The 21,425-nt window shown below is 69.0% G+C and carries 18 protein-coding genes and 1 pseudogene; 18 read left to right on the top strand and 1 reads right to left on the bottom strand.

Going from position 1 to position 21,425, the window contains the following annotated elements; all coding sequences use genetic code 11:
* Positions 1-15: 15 nt before the first annotated feature.
* The 16 genes and pseudogenes from W7S_RS20270 to mddA all read left to right on the top strand — a co-directional run bounded on the left by W7S_RS20270 (position 16) and on the right by mddA (position 18,500).
* Complete coding sequence (locus W7S_RS20270; RefSeq protein ID WP_008259797.1) at positions 16-1,533, top strand: APC family permease; 1,518 nt, start codon at positions 16-18, stop codon at positions 1,531-1,533.
* Between the two features lie 102 nt (positions 1,534-1,635).
* A complete protein-coding gene (locus W7S_RS20265) occupies positions 1,636-2,883 on the top strand; it encodes an alkane 1-monooxygenase (protein WP_008259796.1) in 1,248 nt (415 codons plus the stop codon).
* On the top strand, positions 2,880-3,059 hold the full coding sequence (locus W7S_RS20260) for a rubredoxin (RefSeq protein ID WP_008259795.1): 180 nt from the start codon (positions 2,880-2,882) through the stop codon (positions 3,057-3,059). Before W7S_RS20265 ends, W7S_RS20260 begins: the two co-directional genes overlap by 4 nt.
* Positions 3,056-3,241 carry a rubredoxin gene (locus W7S_RS20255; protein ID WP_008259794.1) on the top strand — a complete coding sequence of 62 codons (186 nt, stop codon included), beginning with the start codon at positions 3,056-3,058 and terminating at the stop codon, positions 3,239-3,241. Before W7S_RS20260 ends, W7S_RS20255 begins: the two co-directional genes overlap by 4 nt.
* A gap of 77 nt (positions 3,242-3,318) precedes the next feature.
* Positions 3,319-3,915 carry a TetR family transcriptional regulator gene (locus W7S_RS20250; protein ID WP_014712267.1) on the top strand — a complete coding sequence of 199 codons (597 nt, stop codon included), beginning with the start codon at positions 3,319-3,321 and terminating at the stop codon, positions 3,913-3,915.
* A gap of 120 nt (positions 3,916-4,035) precedes the next feature.
* Positions 4,036-5,508 carry an adenosylhomocysteinase gene (gene ahcY / locus W7S_RS20245; protein WP_008259773.1) on the top strand — a complete coding sequence of 491 codons (1,473 nt, stop codon included), beginning with the start codon at positions 4,036-4,038 and terminating at the stop codon, positions 5,506-5,508.
* 89 nt (positions 5,509-5,597) lie between these two features.
* Positions 5,598-6,230 (top strand): dTMP kinase, encoded by a 633-nt coding sequence (locus tag W7S_RS20240; RefSeq protein WP_014712266.1) that lies wholly within the window; start codon positions 5,598-5,600, stop codon positions 6,228-6,230.
* 80 nt (positions 6,231-6,310) lie between these two features.
* Positions 6,311-6,997, top strand: a complete 687-nt coding sequence (gene mtrA, locus W7S_RS20235; RefSeq protein WP_007168097.1) for a two-component system response regulator MtrA — start codon at positions 6,311-6,313, stop codon at positions 6,995-6,997.
* Positions 6,998-7,010: 13 nt separating this feature from the next.
* A pseudogene (mtrB, locus tag W7S_RS20230) lies at positions 7,011-8,711 on the top strand (MtrAB system histidine kinase MtrB).
* Entirely contained in the window at positions 8,711-10,465 is a 1,755-nt protein-coding gene (gene lpqB, locus W7S_RS20225) for an MtrAB system accessory lipoprotein LpqB (RefSeq protein WP_014712265.1), read from the top strand. The pseudogene mtrB and the gene lpqB overlap by 1 nt, the downstream one beginning before the upstream one ends.
* Before the next feature lie 57 nt (positions 10,466-10,522).
* Positions 10,523-11,155 (top strand): ComF family protein, encoded by a 633-nt coding sequence (locus W7S_RS20220; RefSeq protein WP_014712264.1) that lies wholly within the window; start codon positions 10,523-10,525, stop codon positions 11,153-11,155.
* Between the two features lie 303 nt (positions 11,156-11,458).
* Positions 11,459-12,127 carry a ribosome hibernation-promoting factor, HPF/YfiA family gene (hpf, locus tag W7S_RS20215; protein ID WP_008259758.1) on the top strand — a complete coding sequence of 223 codons (669 nt, stop codon included), beginning with the start codon at positions 11,459-11,461 and terminating at the stop codon, positions 12,125-12,127.
* Between the two features lie 194 nt (positions 12,128-12,321).
* Positions 12,322-15,150, top strand: coding sequence for a preprotein translocase subunit SecA (gene secA, locus W7S_RS20210; RefSeq protein ID WP_014712263.1), 2,829 nt, complete (start codon positions 12,322-12,324; stop codon positions 15,148-15,150).
* A gap of 157 nt (positions 15,151-15,307) precedes the next feature.
* Entirely contained in the window at positions 15,308-16,054 is a 747-nt protein-coding gene (locus W7S_RS20205) for a hypothetical protein (RefSeq protein WP_008259754.1), read from the top strand.
* 33 nt (positions 16,055-16,087) lie between these two features.
* Positions 16,088-17,644, top strand: coding sequence for an HD domain-containing phosphohydrolase (locus W7S_RS20200; RefSeq protein WP_008259753.1), 1,557 nt, complete (start codon positions 16,088-16,090; stop codon positions 17,642-17,644).
* 91 nt (positions 17,645-17,735) lie between these two features.
* The gene (gene mddA / locus W7S_RS20195) at positions 17,736-18,500 is read left to right on the top strand and encodes a methanethiol S-methyltransferase (RefSeq protein ID WP_179300163.1); all 765 of its coding nucleotides are present in this window, start codon (positions 17,736-17,738) and stop codon (positions 18,498-18,500) included.
* A 56-nt stretch (positions 18,501-18,556) separates the two neighbouring features.
* Here the strand turns inward: mddA and W7S_RS20190 are convergent, their stop codons facing one another.
* Positions 18,557-19,069 (bottom strand): Rv3235 family protein, encoded by a 513-nt coding sequence (locus W7S_RS20190; RefSeq protein ID WP_014380951.1) that lies wholly within the window; start codon positions 19,067-19,069, stop codon positions 18,557-18,559.
* A gap of 229 nt (positions 19,070-19,298) precedes the next feature.
* Here W7S_RS20190 and W7S_RS20185 point away from each other — a divergent pair, with 229 nt between their 5' ends.
* Positions 19,299-20,720, top strand: a complete 1,422-nt coding sequence (locus W7S_RS20185; protein ID WP_008259749.1) for a wax ester/triacylglycerol synthase family O-acyltransferase — start codon at positions 19,299-19,301, stop codon at positions 20,718-20,720.
* Positions 20,721-20,814: 94 nt separating this feature from the next.
* Positions 20,815-21,330 carry a hypothetical protein gene (locus W7S_RS20180; protein WP_008259748.1) on the top strand — a complete coding sequence of 172 codons (516 nt, stop codon included), beginning with the start codon at positions 20,815-20,817 and terminating at the stop codon, positions 21,328-21,330.
* The last annotated feature ends 95 nt before the right edge of the window (positions 21,331-21,425 follow it).

The raw sequence follows: 21,425 nt of genomic DNA, 5'->3' as shown, positions 1-21,425 counted from the left end.
GGAAAGGGCGGTTGCATGGCCAATCGGTGGCGCACGAAGTCGGTGGAACAGTCGATCGCCGACACCGACGAGCCGGACACCAAGTTGCGCAAGGACCTGACCATGTGGGACCTGGTCGTCTTCGGCGTCGCGGTGGTGATCGGCGCCGGCATCTTCACGGTCACCGCGTCGACGACCGGCGACATCACCGGGCCGTCCATCTGGCTGTCGTTCGTGATCGCGGCGGGCACCTGCGCGCTCGCGGCGCTGTGTTACGCCGAGTTCGCCTCGACGCTGCCGGTGGCCGGTAGCGCCTATACCTTCTCGTATGCGACCTTCGGTGAGTTCTTGGCCTGGATCATCGGCTGGAACCTGCTGCTGGAATTGGCGATCGGCGCCGCCGTGGTGGCCAAGGGCTGGTCGAGCTACCTGGGCACCGTGTTCGGGTTCGCCGGTGGCACAGCCGAATTCGGATCGGCCCAGGTCGACTGGGGCGCGCTGGTGATCGTCGCGGGGGTGGCGACGCTGATCGCGTTGGGCACCAAGCTGTCGTCGAGGTTCTCCGCGGTGGTCACCGGCATCAAGGTGTCGGTCGTGCTGTTCGTCGTGGTGGTCGGGGTCTTCTACATCAAGCGCGCCAACTATTCGCCGTTCGTTCCCAAACCGGAGGCCAGCAGCGAGGCCAAGGGCATCGACCAATCGGTCTTGTCGTTGCTGACGGGGGCGCACAGCAGCCACTACGGCTGGTACGGCGTGTTGGCGGGGGCGTCCATCGTCTTCTTCGCGTTCATCGGATTCGACATCGTGGCCACCATGGCCGAGGAGACCAAGCATCCGCAGCGCGACGTCCCCCGCGGGATCCTGGCGTCGCTGGGCATCGTGACCCTGCTCTACGTCGCGGTCGCGGTCGTGCTGTCGGGCATGGTGTCCTACACGCAGCTCAAGACGGTCCCGGGCCGCGGGCAGGCCAACCTGGCGACCGCCTTCACCGCGAACGGCATTCACTGGGCCAGCAAGATCATCTCGATCGGCGCGCTCGCGGGGCTGACCACCGTGGTGATGGTGCTGATGCTCGGCCAGTGCCGGGTGCTGTTCGCGATGGCGCGCGACGGGCTGTTGCCGCGCTCGCTGGCCAAGACCGGTTCGCGGGGCACCCCGGTGCGGATCACCGTGCTGGTCGCCCTGGTGGTGGCCGTGACCGCTTCGGTGTTCCCCATCACCAAGCTCGAGGAGATGGTCAACGTGGGCACGCTGTTCGCGTTCGTCCTGGTCTCCGCCGGCGTGATCGTGCTGCGCCGGACCCGGCCGGACTTGGAGCGCGGTTTCAAGGCGCCGTGGGTGCCGCTGCTTCCGATCGCCTCGATCGCGGCCTGCGTGTGGCTGATGCTCAACCTCACCGCGCTCACCTGGGTCCGGTTCGGGGTCTGGCTGGTGGTCGGCACGGCGATCTACGTCGGCTACGGCTACCGGCATTCGGTGCAGGGCGAGCGGGAGGCGGTGGCGCCCGAGCCGAGCGACTCGCTCGAGGCGGACCCGAACAGCCCGGTGCCGTAGCGGCGGCGGGTTTACAAAATCATGGTGTTTGTCTAGACAGGAGACGCAAACGCCGGTATTGTCCAATCTCAACGTGGTGTGACTCACAAGGAGGTTGGGCAGATGACCACACTCGAACCGCAGGTAGAACAGGCAGCCGGCGCGCCCGCGTGGCGGGACAAGAAGCGCCGACTCTGGCTGATGGGGCTGATCGCGCCGACGGCGTTGTTCGTGATGCTGCCGCTCGTCTGGGCGCTGAACCGGCTCGGCTGGCACGCCGCCGCGCAGGCGCCGCTGTGGATCGGGCCGATCCTGCTCTACGTCCTGCTGCCGATCCTGGACCTGCGCTTTGGGCCCGACGGGCAGAACCCGCCCGACGAGGTGATGGAGCGCCTCGAGAACGACAGGTACTACCGCTACTGCACCTACGCGTTCCTGCCGTTCCAGTACCTCAGCGTGGTCTTCGGCGCCTACCTGTTCACCGCGTCGAACCTGAGCTGGCTCGGCTTCGACGGGCCGCTGGGATGGGCGGGCAAGCTCGGCGTGGCGCTGTCGGTCGGGGTGCTGGGCGGCGTCGGCATCAACACCGCCCACGAGATGGGCCACAAGAAGGATTCGCTGGAGCGCTGGCTGTCCAAGATCACGCTGGCGCAGACCTGCTACGGCCACTTCTACATCGAGCACAACCGCGGCCACCACGTGCGGGTCGCCACCCCGGAGGATCCCGCGTCGTCGCGCTTCGGGGAAACCTTCTGGGAGTTCTTGCCGCGCAGCGTCTTCGGGAGCCTGCGCTCGTCGCTGCGGCTGGAGGCCCAGCGGATTCGCCGGCTGGGCAAGAATCCCTGGAACCCCCTCACCTACCCGTCCAACGACGTGCTCAACGCCTGGGCCATGTCGGTGGTGCTGTGGGGGATCCTGATCGCGGTCTTCGGGCCGGCGCTGATCCCGTTCGTGATCGTCCAGGCGGTCTTCGGCTTCAGCCTGCTCGAGGCGGTCAACTACCTCGAGCACTACGGCCTTCTGCGGCAACAGAATTCGAGCGGCCGCTACGAGCGGTGCACCCCCGCGCACAGCTGGAACTCCGACCACGTGGTGACCAACCTGTTCCTGTATCACCTGCAGCGGCACAGCGATCACCACGCCAATCCGACGCGGCGCTACCAGACGCTGCGCAGCCTGGACGGCTCGCCCAACCTGCCCAGCGGGTACGCGTCGATGATCTCGCTCACGTACTTCCCGCCGCTGTGGCGCAAGGTCATGGACCACCGGGTGCTGGCGCACTACGACGGTGACATCACCCGGGTCAACATCCAGCCGCGGCTCCGCGAGAAGCTGCTGGCGCGCTACGGGGCCCAGGAGGCCCGCGCATGACCGCCTACCGCTGCCCAGGCTGCGACTACATCTACGACGAGGCGAAAGGCGCTCCGCGGGAAGGCTTTCCGCCGGGCACGCCCTTCAGCGACATTCCCGACGACTGGTGCTGCCCCGATTGCGCGGTGCGCGAGAAGGTCGATTTCGAAACCAGCCCGATAGGAGTGAACCGATGAGCGAGGACTACAAGCTTTTCGTCTGCGTCCAATGCGGATTCGAGTACGACGAGGCGAAGGGGTGGCCGGAGGACGGCATCGCGCCCGGAACCCGGTGGGCCGACATCCCGGAGGACTGGAGCTGCCCGGATTGCGGCGCGGCCAAAACCGACTTCGAGATGGTGGAGATCGCCCGTTCGTGATTCCTTCGGCCGCCACCGCCAGTAGCGAAAGAGCCGATTTCGGCTCGCGAGCCACTATTGTCGCGCCTGTGAAGCGGATGCCGTACGCCGAGGCGTCGCGCGCCCTGCTGCGTGACTCGGTGCTCGACGCGATGCGCGAGGAGCTGCTGGCCCGGGACTGGTCGGCCATCACCCTGTCCGACGTGGCCCGCGCCGCGGGCATCAGCCGGCAGACCATCTACAACGAGTTCGGCTCGCGGCAGGGGCTGGCGCAGGGGTACGGCCTGCGCCTGGCCGACCGCCTGGTCGACGCCGTCAACGCCGCGCTGGGTGCCCACGTCGGCGACATCTATGCGGCGTTCCTGCAGGGCTTCCGCGACCTGTTCACCGAGCTGTCGGCCGATCCGCTGGTGATCTCGCTGCTGACCGGCGTCGCCAAGCCGGACCTGCTGCAGATCATCACCACCGGCAGCGCGCCCATCATCACGCGGGCCTCCGAGCGGCTGACCACTGCGCTCACGCACAGCTGGGTGGCCACCAGCGACGAGGATGCCGGTGTGCTGGCGCGCGCCATCGTGCGGCTGGCGCTGAGCTATGTGTCGATGCCGCCCGAGGCCGACCACGACGTGGCCGCCGACCTGGCGCGGCTGATGACCCCGTTCGCCGAGCGGCACGGCGTCGTCAAGGTTCCCTGAACGTTCCCTGGCCCGTGCGGCGCGCGGGCGCACGACTACAGTGGCGCAAGAACATACCTAAGCTAATTACCGCTTGGATCCGAGCGAGCCCCGAGACGGCAGGAAAAAGGAAGAGAAGCCATGACGACGACCGAAAACGCACTCACCCCCGACGTTCGAAACGGCATCGACTTCAAGGTCGCCGATTTGTCGTTGGCGGATTACGGTCGCCGGGACATCGAGCTCTCCGAGCAGGAGATGCCCGGTCTGATGTCGCTGCGCCGCGAGTACCACGACGTGCAGCCGCTCAAGGGCGCGCGCATCTCGGGTTCGCTGCACATGACCGTGCAGACCGCGGTGCTGATCGAGACCCTCGTCGCGCTGGGCGCCGAGGTGCGGTGGGCGTCCTGCAACATCTTCTCCACCCAGGACCACGCCGCCGCGGCCGTCGTCGTCGGCCCGCACGGCACCCCCGAAGAACCCAAGGGTGTGCCGGTGTACGCGTGGAAGGGCGAGACGCTCGAGGAGTACTGGTGGGCGGCCGAGCAGGTGCTGACCTGGCCCGACGAGCCGGCCAACATGATCCTGGACGACGGCGGGGATGCCACCATGCTGGTGCTGCGCGGCGCGCAGTACGAGAAGGCCGGCGTGGTGCCGCCCGACGACGAGGACGACTCGACCGAGCACCGGGTGTTCCTCAACCTGCTGCGCAAGCGCTTCGAGACCGACAAGGACAAGTGGACCAAGATCGCCGCGTCGATCAAGGGCGTCTCGGAGGAGACCACCACCGGCGTGCTGCGGCTCTACCAGTTCGCCGCCGCCGGCGACCTGGCGTTCCCGGCGATCAACGTCAACGACTCGGTCACCAAATCCAAGTTCGACAACAAGTACGGCTGCCGGCACTCGCTGATCGACGGCATCAACCGCGGCACCGACGTGCTGATCGGCGGCAAGAAGGTGCTGATCTGCGGCTACGGCGACGTCGGTAAGGGTTCGGCCGAGTCGGTGGCCGGCCAGGGCGCCCGGGTGACGGTCACCGAGATCGACCCGATCAACGCCCTGCAGGCGCTGATGGAGGGCTTCGACGTCAAGCGGGTGGAGGACGTGATCGGCGAGGCCGACATCATCATCACGACCACCGGTAACAAGGACATCATCACCCTCGAGCACATGAAGGCGATGAAGGACAAGGCCATCCTGGGCAACATCGGCCACTTCGACAACGAGATCCAGATCGCCCGGCTGGAGAAGTCCGGCGCCACCAAGACCAACATCCGCCCGCAGGTCGACCTGTGGACCTTCCCGGACACCGGCAAGTCGATCATCGTGCTCTCCGAGGGCCGGCTGCTGAACCTGGGCAACGCCACCGGCCACCCGTCGTTCGTGATGAGCAACAGCTTCTCCAACCAGGTCATCGCGCAGATCGAGCTGTGGACCAAGAACGACGAGTACGACAACGAGGTCTACCGGCTGCCCAAGCACCTCGACGAGAAGGTGGCCCGCATCCACGTCGAGGCGCTCGGTGGCAAGCTGACCAAGCTGACCAAGGAGCAGGCCGAGTACATCGGCGTCGACGTCGACGGCCCCTACAAGGCCGACCACTACCGCTACTGAGCCGGCTTTGGCCGAACGCCCGGCCAAGCGGGCGTTCGGCACCGAGTGCCCGGCCAGCCGGGCACTCGGCGAGGGATTAGGCTCGCGCCGTGCTGATCGCGATCGAAGGCGTCGACGGCGCCGGCAAGCGGACGCTAACCGATGGGTTGCTGTCCGCTTTCGAAGCGGCCGGGCGGTCGGTGGCCACGCTGGCCTTCCCGCGGTACGGGCAATCGGTGACCGCCGACATCGCGGCCGAGGCGCTGCACGGCGAGCACGGGGACCTGGCGTCCTCGGTCTACGCGATGGCGACCCTCTTCGCGCTCGACCGCGCCGCCGCGGTCGAGCATCTCGAGCGGCTGCGCCGCGACCACGACGTGGTGATCATGGACCGCTACGTCGCCTCCAACGCGGCCTACACCGCCGCCCGCCTGCATCAGGACGCGGGCGGGCCGGCGGTGGCGTGGGTGCACGGCCTCGAATACCAGCGCCTGGGTCTGCCCGCGCCCGACTGGCAGGTGCTGCTGGCGGTGCCGGCCGAACTGGCCGGGCAGCGTGCGCGCAGCCGCGCCGCATCCGATCCGGGCCGGGCGCGTGACAGCTACGAACGCGACGACGGGCTCCAGCAACGCACCGGCGACGTCTACGCCGGGCTGGCCGCCGCGGGCTGGGGCGGCCCGTGGCGGGTCGTCGACAAAGACGTCGATCCGGGTGGTTTGGCCGCCAGTTTGATGGCCAGATAGCACAAATTTGTCACGATTCGGCCGTATCGGAGAAGAAACGCCCGTGTGGCGCCCGAGTTTTGTCCCGATCTGGTGACACCATGGACTCCATGAGGCAAAGGATTTTGGTCGTCGATGACGACGCTTCGCTAGCCGAGATGCTCACCATCGTGCTTCGTGGGGAGGGTTTCGACACTGCGGTCATCGGTGACGGCACCCAGGCCCTGACTGCGGTGCGCGAACTGCGCCCCGATCTGGTGTTGTTGGACCTGATGCTGCCCGGCATGAACGGCATCGACGTGTGCCGGGTGTTGCGCGCCGATTCCGGCGTGCCGATCGTGATGCTGACCGCCAAGACCGACACCGTCGACGTGGTCCTTGGCCTCGAGTCGGGCGCCGACGACTACATCATGAAGCCGTTCAAGCCCAAGGAGCTGGTGGCCCGGGTGCGGGCGCGGCTGCGGCGCAACGACGACGAGCCCGCCGAGATGCTGTCCATCGCCGACGTCGAGATCGACGTGCCCGCGCACAAGGTCACGCGCAACGGCGAGCAGATCTCGCTGACCCCGCTGGAGTTCGACCTGCTGGTGGCGTTGGCGCGCAAACCGCGGCAGGTGTTTACTCGTGATGTGCTGCTCGAACAGGTGTGGGGCTATCGTCACCCGGCGGATACCCGCCTGGTGAACGTGCACGTCCAGCGTCTGCGGGCCAAGGTCGAGAAAGACCCTGAGAACCCGACCGTGGTGTTGACCGTTCGAGGAGTTGGGTACAAGGCCGGACCTCCGTGACCGGTAGGAACACGTGATCTGGGGCTCCCGGCGACGCACACGGAGCCGCTGGGGGCGCTCCGGCCCCATGACTCGCGGCATGGGCGCGGTGAGTCGGGCCGTCGCCATCGCCTGGCGCCGCTCGCTGCAGTTGCGGGTCGTCGCGCTGACGCTTGGGCTGTCGCTGGCGGTCATCCTGGCGCTCGGCTTCGTGTTGACGTCTCAGGTCACCAATCGCGTGCTCGACGTCAAGGTCAAGGCCGCCATCGAATAGATCGAGCGGGCGCGCACCACGGTCGGTGGGATCGTGAACGGCGAGGAGGCGCGCTCGCTGGACAGCAGCCTGCAGCTGGCCCGCAACACGCTGACGTCCAAGACCGACCAGGCCTCCGGCGCGGGGATGGCCGGCGCCTTCGACGCGGTGCTGATGGTGCCGGGCGACGGACCGCGCGCCGCGACCACGGCCGGGCCCGTCGACCAGGTGCCCAATTCCCTGCGCGGCTTCGTCAAGGCCGGGCAGGCGTCCTACCAGTACGCGACCGTGCACACCGACGGGTTCTCGGGCCCCGCGCTGATCGTCGGCTCCCCGGCGTCGTCTCAGGTGGCCAATCTGGAGCTGTACCTGATCTTCCCGCTCAAGAACGAGCAGGCCACCATCCAGCTGGTGCGCGGCACGATGATCACCGGCGGCGCGGTGCTGCTGGTGCTGCTGGCCGGGATCGCGCTGTTGGTGTCGCGCCAGGTCGTGGTGCCGGTGCGGTCGGCGTCGCGCATCGCCGAAAGGTTCGCCGAGGGGCACCTGTCGGAACGGATGCCGGTGCGCGGCGAGGACGACATGGCGCGGCTGGCGATGTCGTTCAACGACATGGCCGAAAGCCTGTCGCGACAGATCACCCAATTGGAGGAGTTCGGTAACCTGCAGCGCCGCTTCACTTCTGACGTGAGCCACGAGCTGCGCACCCCGCTGACCACGGTGCGCATGGCCGCCGACCTGATCTATGACCACAGCGCGGACCTCGACCCGACGCTGGCGCGCTCCACCGAGCTGATGGTCAGCGAGCTGGACCGGTTCGAGTCGCTGCTCAACGACCTGCTGGAGATCTCCCGGCACGACGCCGGTGTCGCCGAGCTGTCCGTCGAGGCGGTCGACCTGCGCACCACCGTGCGCAGCGCGCTGAGCAACGTGGGGCATCTGGCCGAGGACGCCGGCATCGAACTGCAGGTGGATTTGCCGACGCACGAGGTGATCGCCGAGGTCGACACCCGCCGGGTGGAGCGGATCCTGCGCAACCTGATCGCCAACGCCATCGACCACGCCGAGCACAAGCCGGTCAAGATCCGGATGGGCGCCGACGAGGACACGGTCGCCGTCACCGTCCGCGACTACGGGGTCGGGCTGCGGCCGGGCGAGGAGAAGCTGGTCTTCAGCCGGTTCTGGCGCGCGGACCCCTCGCGGGTGCGCCGGTCCGGCGGCACGGGGCTCGGCCTGGCGATCAGCATCGAGGACGCGCGGCTGCACCAGGGCCGGCTCGAGGCGTGGGGCGAACCGGGCGACGGCTCGTGCTTCCGGCTGACGCTGCCGCTGGTCCGGGGCCATAAGGTCACCACCAGCCCGCTGCCCATGAAACCGATCCCGCAGCCTTCTCAGCCGGGTGGGCCCGCCCCGCAGGCCGGCGGGTCCGAGCGCAAGGAACGTCCGCAGCGCCAGCGTGAGCACGCCGAGAGGACCCTGTGATGCGGCGCCTGCTGGGCCTGCTGATACTGGCCGTCCTGCTGGCGGGTTGCGCCGGGGTGCCCAGTTCGTCGGCGCCGCAGGCGATCGGCACCGTCGAGCGGCCGGCGCCGTCGAACCTGCCCAAGCCGACCCCGGGCATGGACCCCGACGTGCTGCTGCGCGAATTCCTCAAGGCCACAGCCGATCCGGCGAACCGGCACCTGGCCGCCCGCCAGTTCCTCACCCAGTCGGCGTCCAACTCGTGGGACGACGCCGGTAGCGCGCTGCTGATCGACCACGTCGTATTCGTGGAAACCCGTGCGGCCGAACGTGTTTCGGCGACCATGCGGGCGGACATCCTGGGCTCGCTGTCCGACATGGGGGTGTTCGAAACCGCCGAGGGCGTGCTGCCCGATCCCGGGCCGATCGAATTGGTCAAGACCTCCGGCGGCTGGCGCATCGACCGCCTGCCCAACGGGGTCTTCCTGGACTGGCAACAGTTCCAGGCGACCTACAAACGAAATACCCTCTACTTCGCCGACCCGACCGGCAAGACCGTGGTCCCCGATCCGCGCTATGTCGCGGTGCCCGACCACGACCAGTTGGCGACCGAGCTGGTGTCCAAGCTGATCGCCGGGCCGCGGCCGGAGATGGCGCACACGGTCCGCAACCTGCTCGCCCCGCCGCTGCGGCTGCGCGGGCCGGTGACCCGGGCCGACGGCGGCAAGAACGGGATCGGGCGCGGGTATGGCGGGGCGCGCGTCGATCTGGAGAAGCTGTCCACCACCGACCCGCACAGCAGGCAATTGGTTGCGGCGCAGATCATTTGGACGCTGGCCCGCGCCGATATCCGGGGACCGTACGTGATCAACGCCGACGGCGCGCCGCTGGACGACCGGTTCCGCGACGGCTGGACCACCTCCGATGTCGCGGCCACCGATCCCGGCGTGGCGGACGGCGCGGGCGCCGGGCTGCACGCCCTGGTGAACGGCTCACTGGTGTCGCTGGACGGGCAACACACCGCGATGGTGCCGGGCGCGTTCGGTCGCATGGGGGATCAGACCGGCGCCGCGTTGTCGCGCAGCGGCCGGGAGGTGGCGTCCGTGGTGACGCTGCACCGCGGCGCCCCGGACATGGCGGCCTCCTTGTGGATCGGTGATCTCGGCGCCGAGGCGGTGCAGTCCGCCGACGGGCACAGCCTGTCGCGGCCCACCTGGTCGCTGGACGACGTGGTCTGGGTCGTGGTCGACGGCAACAACGTGCTCCGGGCGATCCAGGAGCCGGCGTCGGGGCAACCCGCGCGCATTCCGGTGGATTCGGTGGCGGTGGCCACCCGGTTCCCGGGGCCGATCACCGATTTGCAGCTGTCCCGCGACAGCACGCGGGCCGCGATGGTGATCGGCGGGCAGGTGATCCTCGCCAGCGTCGAGCAGACCCAGGCCGGCCAGTACGCCCTCACGTATCCACGCCGGCTGGGCTTCGGGTTGGGTAATTCGGTCGTGTCGCTGTCGTGGCGCACCGGCGACGACATCGTGGTGACCCGCACCGACGCCAACCATCCGGTCTCGTACGTGAACATCGACGGGGTGAATTCCGATGCGCCGGCCCGCGGCCTGCAGATGCCGGTGACAACTGTGGTGGCCAGCCCGTCCACGGCCTACGTCGCGGGACCCGAAGGGGTGCTGCAGTATTCGCCGTCCGCCGACGGCCAGCAGGGCTGGTCGGACGTGCCCGGGCTGACGATTCCCGGCGCGGCGCCGGTGCTGCCGGGCTGAGCGCGCGCCAGCGGCTAGCGGCCCGCCCATGTCACCCCCGTCCGCCACACTGTCGCCATGCTCGACTTGGTCCTGCCGGCCGAGTGCGGCGGTTGCGGGGCGCCGTCGTCGCGCTGGTGCGACGCCTGCGCCACCGAGCTGGCCGTCCGGCCGGACGAGCCGCACGTGGTGAACCCGCGCATCGACGCCGGAGTCCCGGTGTTCGCGCTCGGGCGCTACGCCAACGCCCGCCGCCAGGCGATCCTCGCGCTCAAGGAACACGGCCGCGCCGATCTCGTCGCGCCGCTGGCGCGCGCACTGGCCCTCGGGGTGCACCGGCTGCTGGCGTGGGGGATGGTCGATACCCCGCTGACCCTCGTGCCCGCACCGACGCGGCGTTCGGCCGCACGCCGGCGCGGCGGCGACCCGGTCGCCCGGCTGGCCCGCGCCGCGGTGGCGCAGCATCCGGAGATCGCCGTCGCGCCGGCGTTGCGCATCAAGGCCTTGACCCGCGACTCGGTGGGGCTGGGCACCGCCGCGCGGGAACGCAACATCACCGGGCGCGTCGTGCTGCGCGGCCGGGTGCCGCGCACCGACGTCATGGTCGTCGACGACATCGTCACCACCGGGGCGACGGCGCGGGAGTCGGTGCGCGTTCTGGAAGCCGCGGGGGTCCGGGTCGTCGCGGTGCTGGCGATTGCCGCCGCGTGAGCGTGTGCGGCAGCCAAGAGGTTGTGAAGAACTCGCAACAGCTCTGCGAAATTAGTGGCATGGGTAGGCGAACACGAGCTAACGTCGGAATCAACATTCATTGACTCACTGGTCGGGATATTCCCAGGTTGAGCCCCACTTGCGGGAAGGGGTGAGTAATCGACACCTTGCACCGGCGGGCAGCCTGCGGCGGTAGCCAGTCTCGAACCGCTCTCACCTCGTCGGCGCATCAAGCCAGCCGGGCACGCAACGCGCGTGCGACGTGTAAAGAGAAATGAGTTGTCACGTATGTCAAGGCTATCCGTGGATTCCGGTCAGATTCTGGACCAACCGCCCTCGGCCACCGATGGGCAAGCCCAACCGACAACCACCGCCGACGTTGTGTTCAAAGGCCGCAACGTTGAAATCCCCGATCATTACCGTCTGTACGTCTCCCAAAAGCTCGCCCGCCTCGAGCGGTTCGATCGCTCCATCTACCTTTTCGATGTCGAGCTCAAGCACGCTCCCAACCGGCGGCAGCGCAAGTCCTGTCAACGCGTGGAGATCACCGCCCGCGGCCGCGGCCCCGTGAGCCGGGCGGAGGCCTGCGCCAATAGTTTCTACGCCGCCTTCGAGTCCGCCGTGGACAAGCTGGAGAGCCGGCTGCGCCGCGTCAAGGACCGCCGCAAGGTCCACTACGGCGACAAGACGCCGGTCTCGCTGGCCGCCGCCACCGCGGTGCCGCCCCCCGAACCGGCGCGCGGCGCGCCCGAGGCTCCCGCCGAGCATGACGGGGTGGAGCCCGACCACGAACCCGGACGGATCGTGCGGACCAAGGAGCACCCGGCCACGCCGATGACGGTCGACGACGCGCTCTATGAGATGGAGCTCGTCGGGCACGACTTCTTCTTGTTCCACGACAAGCACACCGAGCGGCCGTGCGTGGTCTACCGGCGCCACGCCTACGACTACGGCCTGATCCGACTGGGCTGATCCCGTCACCCCGCCGAACGTCGACTTGTTGCGAGATTTCAAGCAAATTGGCGCAAGAAGTCGACGTTCGGCGCCCAAAGAGCGACGTCACCTAGGATGGGTGTCGCCAAAGACTCCGATCCGGCCCGGTGACGATGCAGAGCGCGTAGCGCGATGAGGAGGAGCCGGGCGATCAAACCGTAGAGGACATAGCTGTGCTGTCGAAGTTGCTGCGCCTTGGCGAAGGTCGCATGCTCAAGCGTCTCAGGCGGGTGGCTGACTACGTCAACACCTTGTCCGACGAGATCGAGAAGCTCACCGACGCCGAGTTGCGGGCCAAGACCGACGAGTTCAAGAAGCGGCACGCCGACGGCGAGAGCCTCGACGACCTGCTGCCCGAGGCCTTCGCGGTGGCCCGCGAGGCGGCTTGGCGGGTGCTCGACCAGCGCCCCTTCGACGTGCAGGTGATGGGCGCGGCGGCGCTGCACTTCGGCAACGTGGCCGAGATGAAGACCGGTGAGGGCAAGACCCTGACCTCGGTGCTCCCGGCGTACCTCAACGGCATCGGCGGAAAGGGCGTCCACGTCGTCACCGTGAACGACTACCTGGCCAAACGTGACAGCGAGTGGATGGGCCGCGTGCACCGCTTCCTCGGGCTGGACGTCGGCGTGATCCTGGCCCAGATGACGCCCGACGAGCGGCGGGTGGCCTATAACGCCGACATCACCTATGGCACCAACAACGAATTCGGGTTCGACTACCTGCGCGACAACATGGCGCATTCGCTCGACGACCTGGTCCAGCGCGGACACAACTTCGCCATCGTCGACGAGGTCGACTCCATCCTGATCGACGAGGCCCGCACCCCGCTGATCATCTCCGGCCCCGCCCACGGCGCCTCCAACTGGTACCTCGAGTTCGCCCGGCTCGCGCCGCTGATGGAAAAGGACACCCACTACGAGGTGGACCTGCGCAAGCGCACCGTCGGCGTGCACGAGCTCGGCGTGGAGTTCGTCGAGGACCAGCTCGGCATCGACAACCTCTACGAGGCCGCGAACTCGCCGCTGGTCAGCTACCTCAACAACGCGCTGAAGGCCAAGGAGCTGTTCAACCGCGACAAGGACTACATCGTGCGCGACGGCGAGGTGCTCATCGTCGACGAGTTCACCGGCCGCGTGCTCTACGGCCGCCGCTACAACGAGGGCATGCACCAGGCCATCGAGGCCAAGGAGCACGTCGAGATCAAGGCCGAGAACCAGACGCTGGCCACCATCACCCTGCAGAACTACTTCCGGCTCTACGACAAGCTCGCCGGCATGACCGGTACCGCCCAGACCGAGGCGGCCGAGCTGCACGAGATCTACAAGCTCGGCGTGGTGCCCATCCCCACCAACAAGCCGATGATCCGCGCCGACCAGTCCGACCTGATCTACAAGACCGAGGAGGCCAAGTACATCGCGGTCGTCGACGACGTCGTCGAGCGCTTCGAAAAGGGCCAGCCGGTGCTGATCGGTACCACCAGCGTCGAGCGTTCCGAGTACCTGTCGCGGCAGTTCCAGAAGCGCCGCGTCCCGCACAACGTGCTGAACGCGAAGTTCCACGAGCAGGAGGCGACCATCATCGCGGTCGCCGGCCGCCGCGGCGGCGTCACCGTGGCCACCAACATGGCCGGTCGAGGCACCGACATCGTGCTCGGCGGCAACGTCGACTTCCTCACCGACCAGCGGCTGCGTGAGCGTGGCCTCGACCCGGTGGAGACGCCGGACGAGTACGAAGCGGCCTGGCACGAGGAATTGCCGAAGGTCAAGGAGGAGGCCTCCAAGGAGGCCGAAGAGGTGATCGAGGCCGGCGGCCTGTACGTGCTGGGCACCGAACGGCACGAGTCGCGGCGGATCGACAATCAGCTGCGCGGCCGTTCCGGCCGGCAGGGTGACCCGGGCGAGTCGCGCTTCTACCTGTCCCTGGGCGACGAGCTCATGCGCCGCTTCAACGGCGCCGCGCTCGAGGCGATGCTCAACCGGCTGAACCTCCCCGACGACGTGCCCATCGAGGCGAAGATGGTCACCCGGGCGATCAAGAGCGCCCAGACCCAGGTGGAGCAGCAGAACTTCGAGGTCCGCAAAAACGTCCTCAAGTACGACGAGGTGATGAACCAGCAGCGCAAGGTGATCTACGCCGAGCGCCGCCGCATCCTGGAAGGCGAGAACCTCAAGGAGCAGGCGCTGGACATGGTCCGCGACGTGGTCACCGCCTACGTCAACGGCGCGACGGCCGATGGCTACGCGGAGGATTGGGACCTGGAATCCCTGTGGACGGCGCTGAAGACGCTGTATCCGGTGGGCATCGACCATGCGCCGCTGACCCACCACGACGCCGACTCCGAGCGCGACGACCTCACCCGCGAGGAGCTGCTCGAGGCGTTGCTGAAAGACGCCGAAAACGCCTATGCCGCAAGGGAAGCCGAGCTCGAGGAGATCGCGGGCGAGGGCGCGATGCGTCAGCTGGAGCGCAACGTGCTGCTCAACGTCATCGACCGCAAGTGGCGCGAGCACCTCTATGAGATGGACTACCTCAAGGAGGGCATCGGGCTGCGCGCGATGGCCCAGCGCGACCCGCTGGTCGAATACCAGCGCGAGGGCTACGACATGTTCATGGCCATGCTCGAGGGCATGAAAGAGGAGTCGGTCGGCTTCCTGTTCAACGTGACCGTCGAGGCGGTGCCCACCCCGCAGGTCGCCCCGGTCGAGGCGCCCGAAGGGCTCGAGGAATTCGCCACCGCCGCGGCCGCCCAGCAGGGCGGTACCACGACCGCAGTGCGCGAAGAGGCCCCAAGTACGCTGCGCGCCAAGGGGATTGACAACCAGGCGCCGGCGCTCACCTATTCCGGCCCCTCGGAGGACGGCTCGGCGCAGGTGCAGCGCAACGGCGGTGACGCCAAGACACCGGCGGGGGTTCCCGCCGGGGCCAGCCGTCGCGAGCGGCGAGCGGCGGCGCGCCAACAGGGCCGCGGCGCCAAACCACCCAAATCGGTGAAGCGGCGCTAGCGGGGCGCACTCGCCTTTTCGGCTTTCCGCCCGCCGCCCGACTGTCCGGGCGCTCGCGGCCCAACGCCCGACTGGCCGGGCGCTCGCGAACCGGGCGCGCCGAATTTGAGGCATCCGCCCCATGCGCCGGGGCGGTGGCCGCGCGGACCATCCAGGGATGACCACAGCATGCACCCCCCTCGACGCCGCCACCGCCGTCCTGCACCACCCCGTCCTGCCCGCCGGAGATGACGAACGATTCGTCGGATTCGGCGTGCTGGGGCTCCCCTTCGCCAGCGGGCACTACCTGGCGCTGCGGCAGTTCCCGGCGACGTCGTTCTCGCCCGGCTATCGCTCGGTGTGGCACCGCGACCCCCACGGTGCCTGGACCTTCTACGCGACCACGCCGGGCCCGCAGAGCTGCGCCCGCTTCTTCAGCGCGGCGACCAGCCGCGACGCGGTCCAGTGCGACATCGACGTCGCGTGGGTCACCCCGTGGTCGTTGTTCGTCGCCATCCCGGGGCTGCTGGCCTGGCAGATCGACCTGCACGCCACGTGGTCGACGCGGCTGATGAGCGCGGTGGGCGCGCGACTGCCCGCCTGGGCGTGGACCAACCGGGCGGCCCTGGCCGTCCTCGGCCGCGTCGCCGGGCCGACGCTGCGGGCCGGGCGGATCCGGCTCGCCGGAACCGCGCCCAACGGCCAGCGATTCATGATCGCGCCCGTACAGGTGTGGGCGGTGGGACACTCGCGCGCGGTCTTGCGCGAGGTGGACCTCGGGCCGGTGGGGCCGCTGCGCCCGCAGGCGCGGCTGGCCGGCTTCCGACCGCCGCAACGCGGCGTGTTCGCGGTGGGCTCCGGGCATTTCGACAGCTTCGACGCCGCCCGGCACGAGGCCGTGCGGCGCACCGCCGCAATCGGGTGACCCCGCGGCCGCCGGCTGGGCACAATGAGGCTCATGCCAGAGTCCGAACTACCGACGCGGGCGGAGCTGCTCGCGGCGTTGTCGGTGGCGATCGATCTCGGCCTCGGCCAACCCGCCGAGCACATGCTGCGCGCGGCGCTCATCGCGACCCGGCTCGCCGACCGGCTCGGGCTGTGTGCCGACGAGCGCGACTGCGCCTACTACACCACGCTGATCATGTGGGTCGGCTGTCACGCGGACTCCCACGAATACGCGCGCTGGTTCGGCGACGACATCGCCGTCCGCCACGATTCCTATCTGGTCGACTGGTCCGGCATCCCGTACCTGCGCTTCCTGGCGAGCAACGTCGGCCGCGGCCAGCCCCTCGCGCATCGAATGGCCGTGCTGGCAACGCTTTTCGCCAACGCGCGCGGTCACATCTCCCGGCTGATCCACTCGCACTGCGCGTCGGCGGCGCTGCTGGCCGACCGGATCGGGTTGAGTCCCGACGTGCAGGCCGCGCTCGCGTTCGCCTTCGAGCGCTACGACGGCGGCGGGCTGCCCGCGGGAGCGCGGGGGGAGACCATCCCCATCCAGATGCGCATCGCGCAGCTCGCCGACATGGTCGAGGTTCATCACCGCACGTACGGCGTCGCCGGCGCCGTGGCCATGGTGAGCGGCCGGCGCGGCGGGCAGTTCGATCCCCGGGTCGCCGACGCGTTCCTGCGCGACGCCGACGCGATCCTGGCCGGACCGCCCGCAGGCGATGCGTGGGCGGCGGCGCTGGGCGAGGCGCCCGATCGCCATCAGCGGCTTGACGATGCGTCGCTGGACGCGTTGCTCGTCGCGCTGGGCGACTTCGTCGACCTGAAATGCCCGTTCACCCTTGGGCATTCGCGCGCGGTGGCCCGGCTCGCGGGCGACGCCGCGCTGGCCGCCGGAATGGACACGGACGCGGTGGAGCTGACCCGGCGCGCGGGCCACGTCCATGACCTCGGCCGCATCGGGGTGTCGAATCACATCTGGTCGCGGCAAGGCCCGTTGAGCGCATCGGAATTCGAGCGGGTACGGCTGCACCCGTATCTGACGGTGCGCATCCTCAACCAGGTCCCCGGCCTGGGCCGGCTGGCCGAGGTCGCCGGCAATCACCACGAATGCCTCGACGGCGCGGGATATCCGCGCGGGCTGGCCGGGCCCGCGCTGCACATGCCGGACCGCATCCTGGCCGCCGCCGTCTGTTACCAGTCCGCCCGCGAGCCGAGGCCGTACCGGGAGCCGATGTCGGCCGGCGCGGCGGCCCGCCGGCTGCGCGGGCGTGCGCAGGCCGGGGAACTCGACGCGGTCGCGGTCGAAGCGGTGTTGCACGCGGCCGGACAACCCGCGCAACGACCGAACCTGCGGCCGGACCGGCTGACCCCCAGGGAGGTCGAGGTGCTGTGCCTGGTCGCCCGCGGCGCGTCCAACAAGGAGATCGCGGCGTCGCTGGTGATCAGCGAGAAAACGGCCCGCAATCACGTCGAGCGGACGTACGCCAAGATCGGCGTTTCGAACCGCATCGGCGCCAGCATGTACGCGCTGCGGCACGGCCTGGTGAACCCGGTGCCCAGCTAACCCGACGGGCGTCTGGAAACGTGCCGTACGCGGCCGAAAATGAGGCATCCGCCCCATGTTCAAACGCGCCGGCGAGGCGCACAATCAGCGAATGAAGCGATTCTTGATTGTCGGTTACGGCGCCGCCGCTTACCTGCTCTTTCTTGCCGCATTTCTGTACCTCGTGGCGTTCTTGGGAAACTTCTGGGTGCCGCGAACCGTCGATCACGGCCTGCCGGCGCCGATCGGTGAGGCGGTGCTGATCAACATCGGGCTGCTTGCCGTGTTCGCCATCCAGCACAGCGTCATGGCGCGGCCGTCGTTCAAGGCGTGGTGGACGCGGATCGTGCCATCGCCGATCGAGCGCAGCACCTACGTGGTGCTGTCCAGCGCCGTGCTGGTGCTGCTCTACTGGCAATGGCGGACGATGCCGGCCGTCGTCTGGGACGTGCGGCCACCGGCCGGGCGCCTGGCGCTGTGGACGTTGTTCTGGCTCGGCTGGGCCATCGCGCTGGCCGCGACGTTCATGGTCAGCCACTTCGACCTGTTCGGCCTGCGCCAGGTGTATCTGGCGTGGCGCGGAAAACCCTACACGCACATAGGTTTTCACGCCCGGATGCTGTACCGGTTGGTGCGCCACCCGCTCATGCTCGGCTTCGTGATCGTCTTCTGGGCGGTGCCCACGATGACGGCCGGACACCTGCTGTTCTCGGTCGCCATGACGGGCTACATCCTGGTCGCCACCCACCTGGAGGAGCACGACCTGGTGGAGGCGCTGGGTGAGCAGTATCGCGACTACCGTCGCCGGGTGCCGATGTTGCTGCCGCTGGGACACCGCCCGCGGCGCGACCCGGCCCAACCGGCGGAGCTGCATTAGCTTTCGGGCGAGCGGTTCACCGCGGACGGCCGCTCGCTGCGAGGTGACCGGTGCGGTCACCCGATGTGTAGGGCCACGACCATCCACCGGGCGCCGCTCGCCGCGCCCACCTGCTCCACCCGGCAGGCGATGGCGTGGACTCGGTTCCCGCGGCTGTAGGAGCCGAAGACCTCGGCGGCCGCGTCCGGGTCCCGGTGGCCCGCCGGCTGCAGTCGCATGCGCCGCAACACGGCGGCACCCGCGTGGCCGGGCGCCCGCCCGGCCACCGAACGCCCCACCGCGACAACCGAATCCACCAGGCTGGGCGACAGCAACGGATGCAGCTGGGCGGCCGGGCGGCGCCGGTCGATGACCTCCAGCACGCGCCGCAGCGCCGCGTCGGCGAAGGTCGCCGCCTGGCGCATCCGCGCGGACATGACCGGCGCCGGCGCTCTGCTGAGTTGCCCGGTGTAGGACCGGGGCGTGGCGTGGCCGCCGCGGCGGCGTAGCGGTGTGCGCGAGGACGGCCGGCACGACGGGACGGTGCGCGGCACATCCCGGGTTTCCGGTTCGTAGTCGACGACCGGCATGACGGTGAAAGCGCCGGATGGATTCGCAACGGGGCTAGTGTTCAACGCGCACTCTCCAACTTCTCGGCCGGACCGGAAGCCTGCTGGAGAGGGGCAGACAGTCGTCATCATGGCATAAGTCGCAATCGCGCGTCCCCATGCCGACGTGCGCCGCGGGCTGGACGATTACCGTTGGCCAGACATCGTTTGAGGCGACAGGGCGATGAATCGACGAGGAGGACTGCGCCGTATGGTGACCCGGTTGTCCCCGCCGGACGCGTCGTTCTATCGGCTGGAAAACACCGCCACCCCCATGTACGTCGGATCGCTGGCCATCCTGCGCCGTCCGCGGGCCGGGCTGAGTTATGAGACGCTGCTGGCCACCGTCGAGCAGCGGCTGCCCCAGATCCCGCGCTACCGGCAGAAGGTCCGCGAGGTGCCGGTCGGCACGGCCCGGCCGGTGTGGATCGACGACGCCGACTTCGACATCACTTATCACGTGCGGCGCTCGGCGCTGCCCTCGCCGGGCAGCGACGGTCAACTGCACGAACTGATCGCGCGGCTGGCCGCGCGGCCGCTGGACAAGTCGCGGCCGCTCTGGGAGATGTACCTGGTCGAGGGCCTGTCCAAGAACCGGCTCGCCCTCTACACCAAATCGCATCAAGCCCTGATCAACGGGATGGCGGCGCTGGAGATCAACCACGTCATCAGCGACCGGACGAGACGCCCGCCCCCGGCCCCCGAAGACATCTGGATCCCGGAACGCGACCCGGGCAACACCCGGCTGGTGCTGGGCGCGATCGGCGAGTGGCTGACCGGTCCGAGCGCGCAGCTGCAGGCCGTCGGGTCCGCGATCGGCGGCCTGGTGACCAACTACGGCGAGCTCGTCGGCGCGGGGCGCCGGGCGTTCGATTTCGTGCGCAACCTGGCCCGGGGCGACGCGCCCAGCAGCCCGCTCAACGCCACCGTTTCGCGCCATCGCCGGTTCACCGTCGCCACCGGCAGCCTCGAGGACTACCGCGCCGTGCGGGCGCGCTATGACTGCGACGTCAACGACGTGGTGCTCGCGGTGATCGCCGGCGCGCTGGGCAACTGGCTGATGTCGCGCGGGGTGGCGGTGTCGCCGACGGCGACGGTGCGGGCGATGGCGCCGCTGTCGGTGTACGACGACGGCGACCTCGACGCGAGCGGCCCCGGCCAGGCGATCAGCCAGGTCATGCCTTTCCTCGTCGACCTGCCGGTGGGGGAGCCCAACGCCGTGGTGCGGCTCTCGCAGATCGCGCACGCCACCGAGTCCAACCCGACCGCCGCCCAGCTGGTGGACGCCAGGACCATCGTCACGCTGTCGGGGTTCGCCCCGCCCACGCTGCACGCCATGGGAATCCGCGTCGCGACCAGTTTCCCAAGCTTCTCCAAGCGCACGTTCAACCTGCTGATCACCAACGCGCCGGGGGCCCAGTCGCAGATGTACGTCGCCGGCACCAAGTTGCTGGAGACCTACACGGTGCCGCCGCTGCTGCAGAACCAGGCGCTGGCGATCGGCGTGACGTCCTACAACGGCATGCTCTATTACGGAATCAATGCCGACCGCGAGGCCATGAGCGACGTCGACCTGCTGCCGGGACTGCTGAGCCAGGCGCTCGAGGAGCTGCTGGAGGCTTCCCGGTCCTAGCCGGCGGTGAAAACCCCTGCGTGCGGCTATCCTTCGTTGCTGTGAAACCAGCCGCGCCCACGATCTCCGACGCCTCCACGCCGATCTAGCCGACATGACCGTCGTCTACATCCCCGCCACGCTGGCCATGCTGCAGCAGCTCGTCGCCGACGGCTCGCTGCGCCCGGTCAGCGGCACGGCGTTCGCGCTGACGCCAAAGTTGCGCGAGGCCTACGCCGCGGGCGACGACGACGAGCTCGCCGACGTGGCGCTGCGCGAGGCGGCGCTGGCCTCTCTGCGCCTGCTGGCGGGCGAAGCGCCCTCGGATTCCCGGCCGCCGCGCCGCGCGGTGCTGGCCGCCGACGTCGACTTCGACGCATCCGGGGTCACCTACCGTCCCGACCTCGACGACGCCGTCGTCAGGCTGCCCGGCGCGGTCCCGATCGAGGACGTCATCGCCGCGTACGTCGACAACGCGGCTGCCGAGGAGGCGGTGGCCAGGGCCATCGAGGCCGTCGACGCCGCGGACCTGGGCGACGAGGACGCCGAGCTGATCGTCGGCGACGCGCAAGACCACGACTTGGCCTGGTACGCCAACCAGGAGCTGCCGTTTTTGCTGGAGTTGATGTGACGCTGTGAGGCATTCCCGCCCCTAGCGCTAGCTACGACACCGTAGGTTACGGTACCGTAGGTTTCGTGAAGCACACAGAATCGATCACAATGTGA

It is taken from the genome of Mycobacterium sp. MOTT36Y, from assembly GCF_000262165.1.
GTDB lineage: Bacteria > Actinomycetota > Actinomycetes > Mycobacteriales > Mycobacteriaceae > Mycobacterium > Mycobacterium intracellulare.
Note: the sequence above shows the minus strand (reverse complement) of the source record. Positions and strands in the feature narration are given on the sequence as shown.

What these genes read in the sequence shown, in the direction of transcription:
- W7S_RS20250 (WP_014712267.1), top strand. Translation starts at nt 3,319, where the DNA reads ATGCCGTACGCCGAGGCGTCGCGCGCCCTGCTGCGTGACTCGGTGCTC.
- W7S_RS20190 (WP_014380951.1), bottom strand. Translation starts at nt 19,069, where the DNA reads ATGCCGGTCGTCGACTACGAACCGGAAACCCGGGATGTGCCGCGCACC.
- W7S_RS20185 (WP_008259749.1), top strand. Translation starts at nt 19,299, where the DNA reads ATGGTGACCCGGTTGTCCCCGCCGGACGCGTCGTTCTATCGGCTGGAA.
- ahcY (WP_008259773.1), top strand. Translation starts at nt 4,036, where the DNA reads ATGACGACGACCGAAAACGCACTCACCCCCGACGTTCGAAACGGCATC.
- W7S_RS20200 (WP_008259753.1), top strand. Translation starts at nt 16,088, where the DNA reads ATGCCAGAGTCCGAACTACCGACGCGGGCGGAGCTGCTCGCGGCGTTG.
- W7S_RS20260 (WP_008259795.1), top strand. Translation starts at nt 2,880, where the DNA reads ATGACCGCCTACCGCTGCCCAGGCTGCGACTACATCTACGACGAGGCG.
- lpqB (WP_014712265.1), top strand. Translation starts at nt 8,711, where the DNA reads ATGCGGCGCCTGCTGGGCCTGCTGATACTGGCCGTCCTGCTGGCGGGT.
- W7S_RS20180 (WP_008259748.1), top strand. Translation starts at nt 20,815, where the DNA reads ATGACCGTCGTCTACATCCCCGCCACGCTGGCCATGCTGCAGCAGCTC.
- W7S_RS20270 (WP_008259797.1), top strand. Translation starts at nt 16, where the DNA reads ATGGCCAATCGGTGGCGCACGAAGTCGGTGGAACAGTCGATCGCCGAC.
- W7S_RS20255 (WP_008259794.1), top strand. Translation starts at nt 3,056, where the DNA reads ATGAGCGAGGACTACAAGCTTTTCGTCTGCGTCCAATGCGGATTCGAG.
- mddA (WP_179300163.1), top strand. Translation starts at nt 17,736, where the DNA reads ATGAAGCGATTCTTGATTGTCGGTTACGGCGCCGCCGCTTACCTGCTC.
- W7S_RS20205 (WP_008259754.1), top strand. Translation starts at nt 15,308, where the DNA reads ATGACCACAGCATGCACCCCCCTCGACGCCGCCACCGCCGTCCTGCAC.
- mtrA (WP_007168097.1), top strand. Translation starts at nt 6,311, where the DNA reads ATGGACTCCATGAGGCAAAGGATTTTGGTCGTCGATGACGACGCTTCG.
- W7S_RS20265 (WP_008259796.1), top strand. Translation starts at nt 1,636, where the DNA reads ATGACCACACTCGAACCGCAGGTAGAACAGGCAGCCGGCGCGCCCGCG.
- W7S_RS20220 (WP_014712264.1), top strand. Translation starts at nt 10,523, where the DNA reads ATGCTCGACTTGGTCCTGCCGGCCGAGTGCGGCGGTTGCGGGGCGCCG.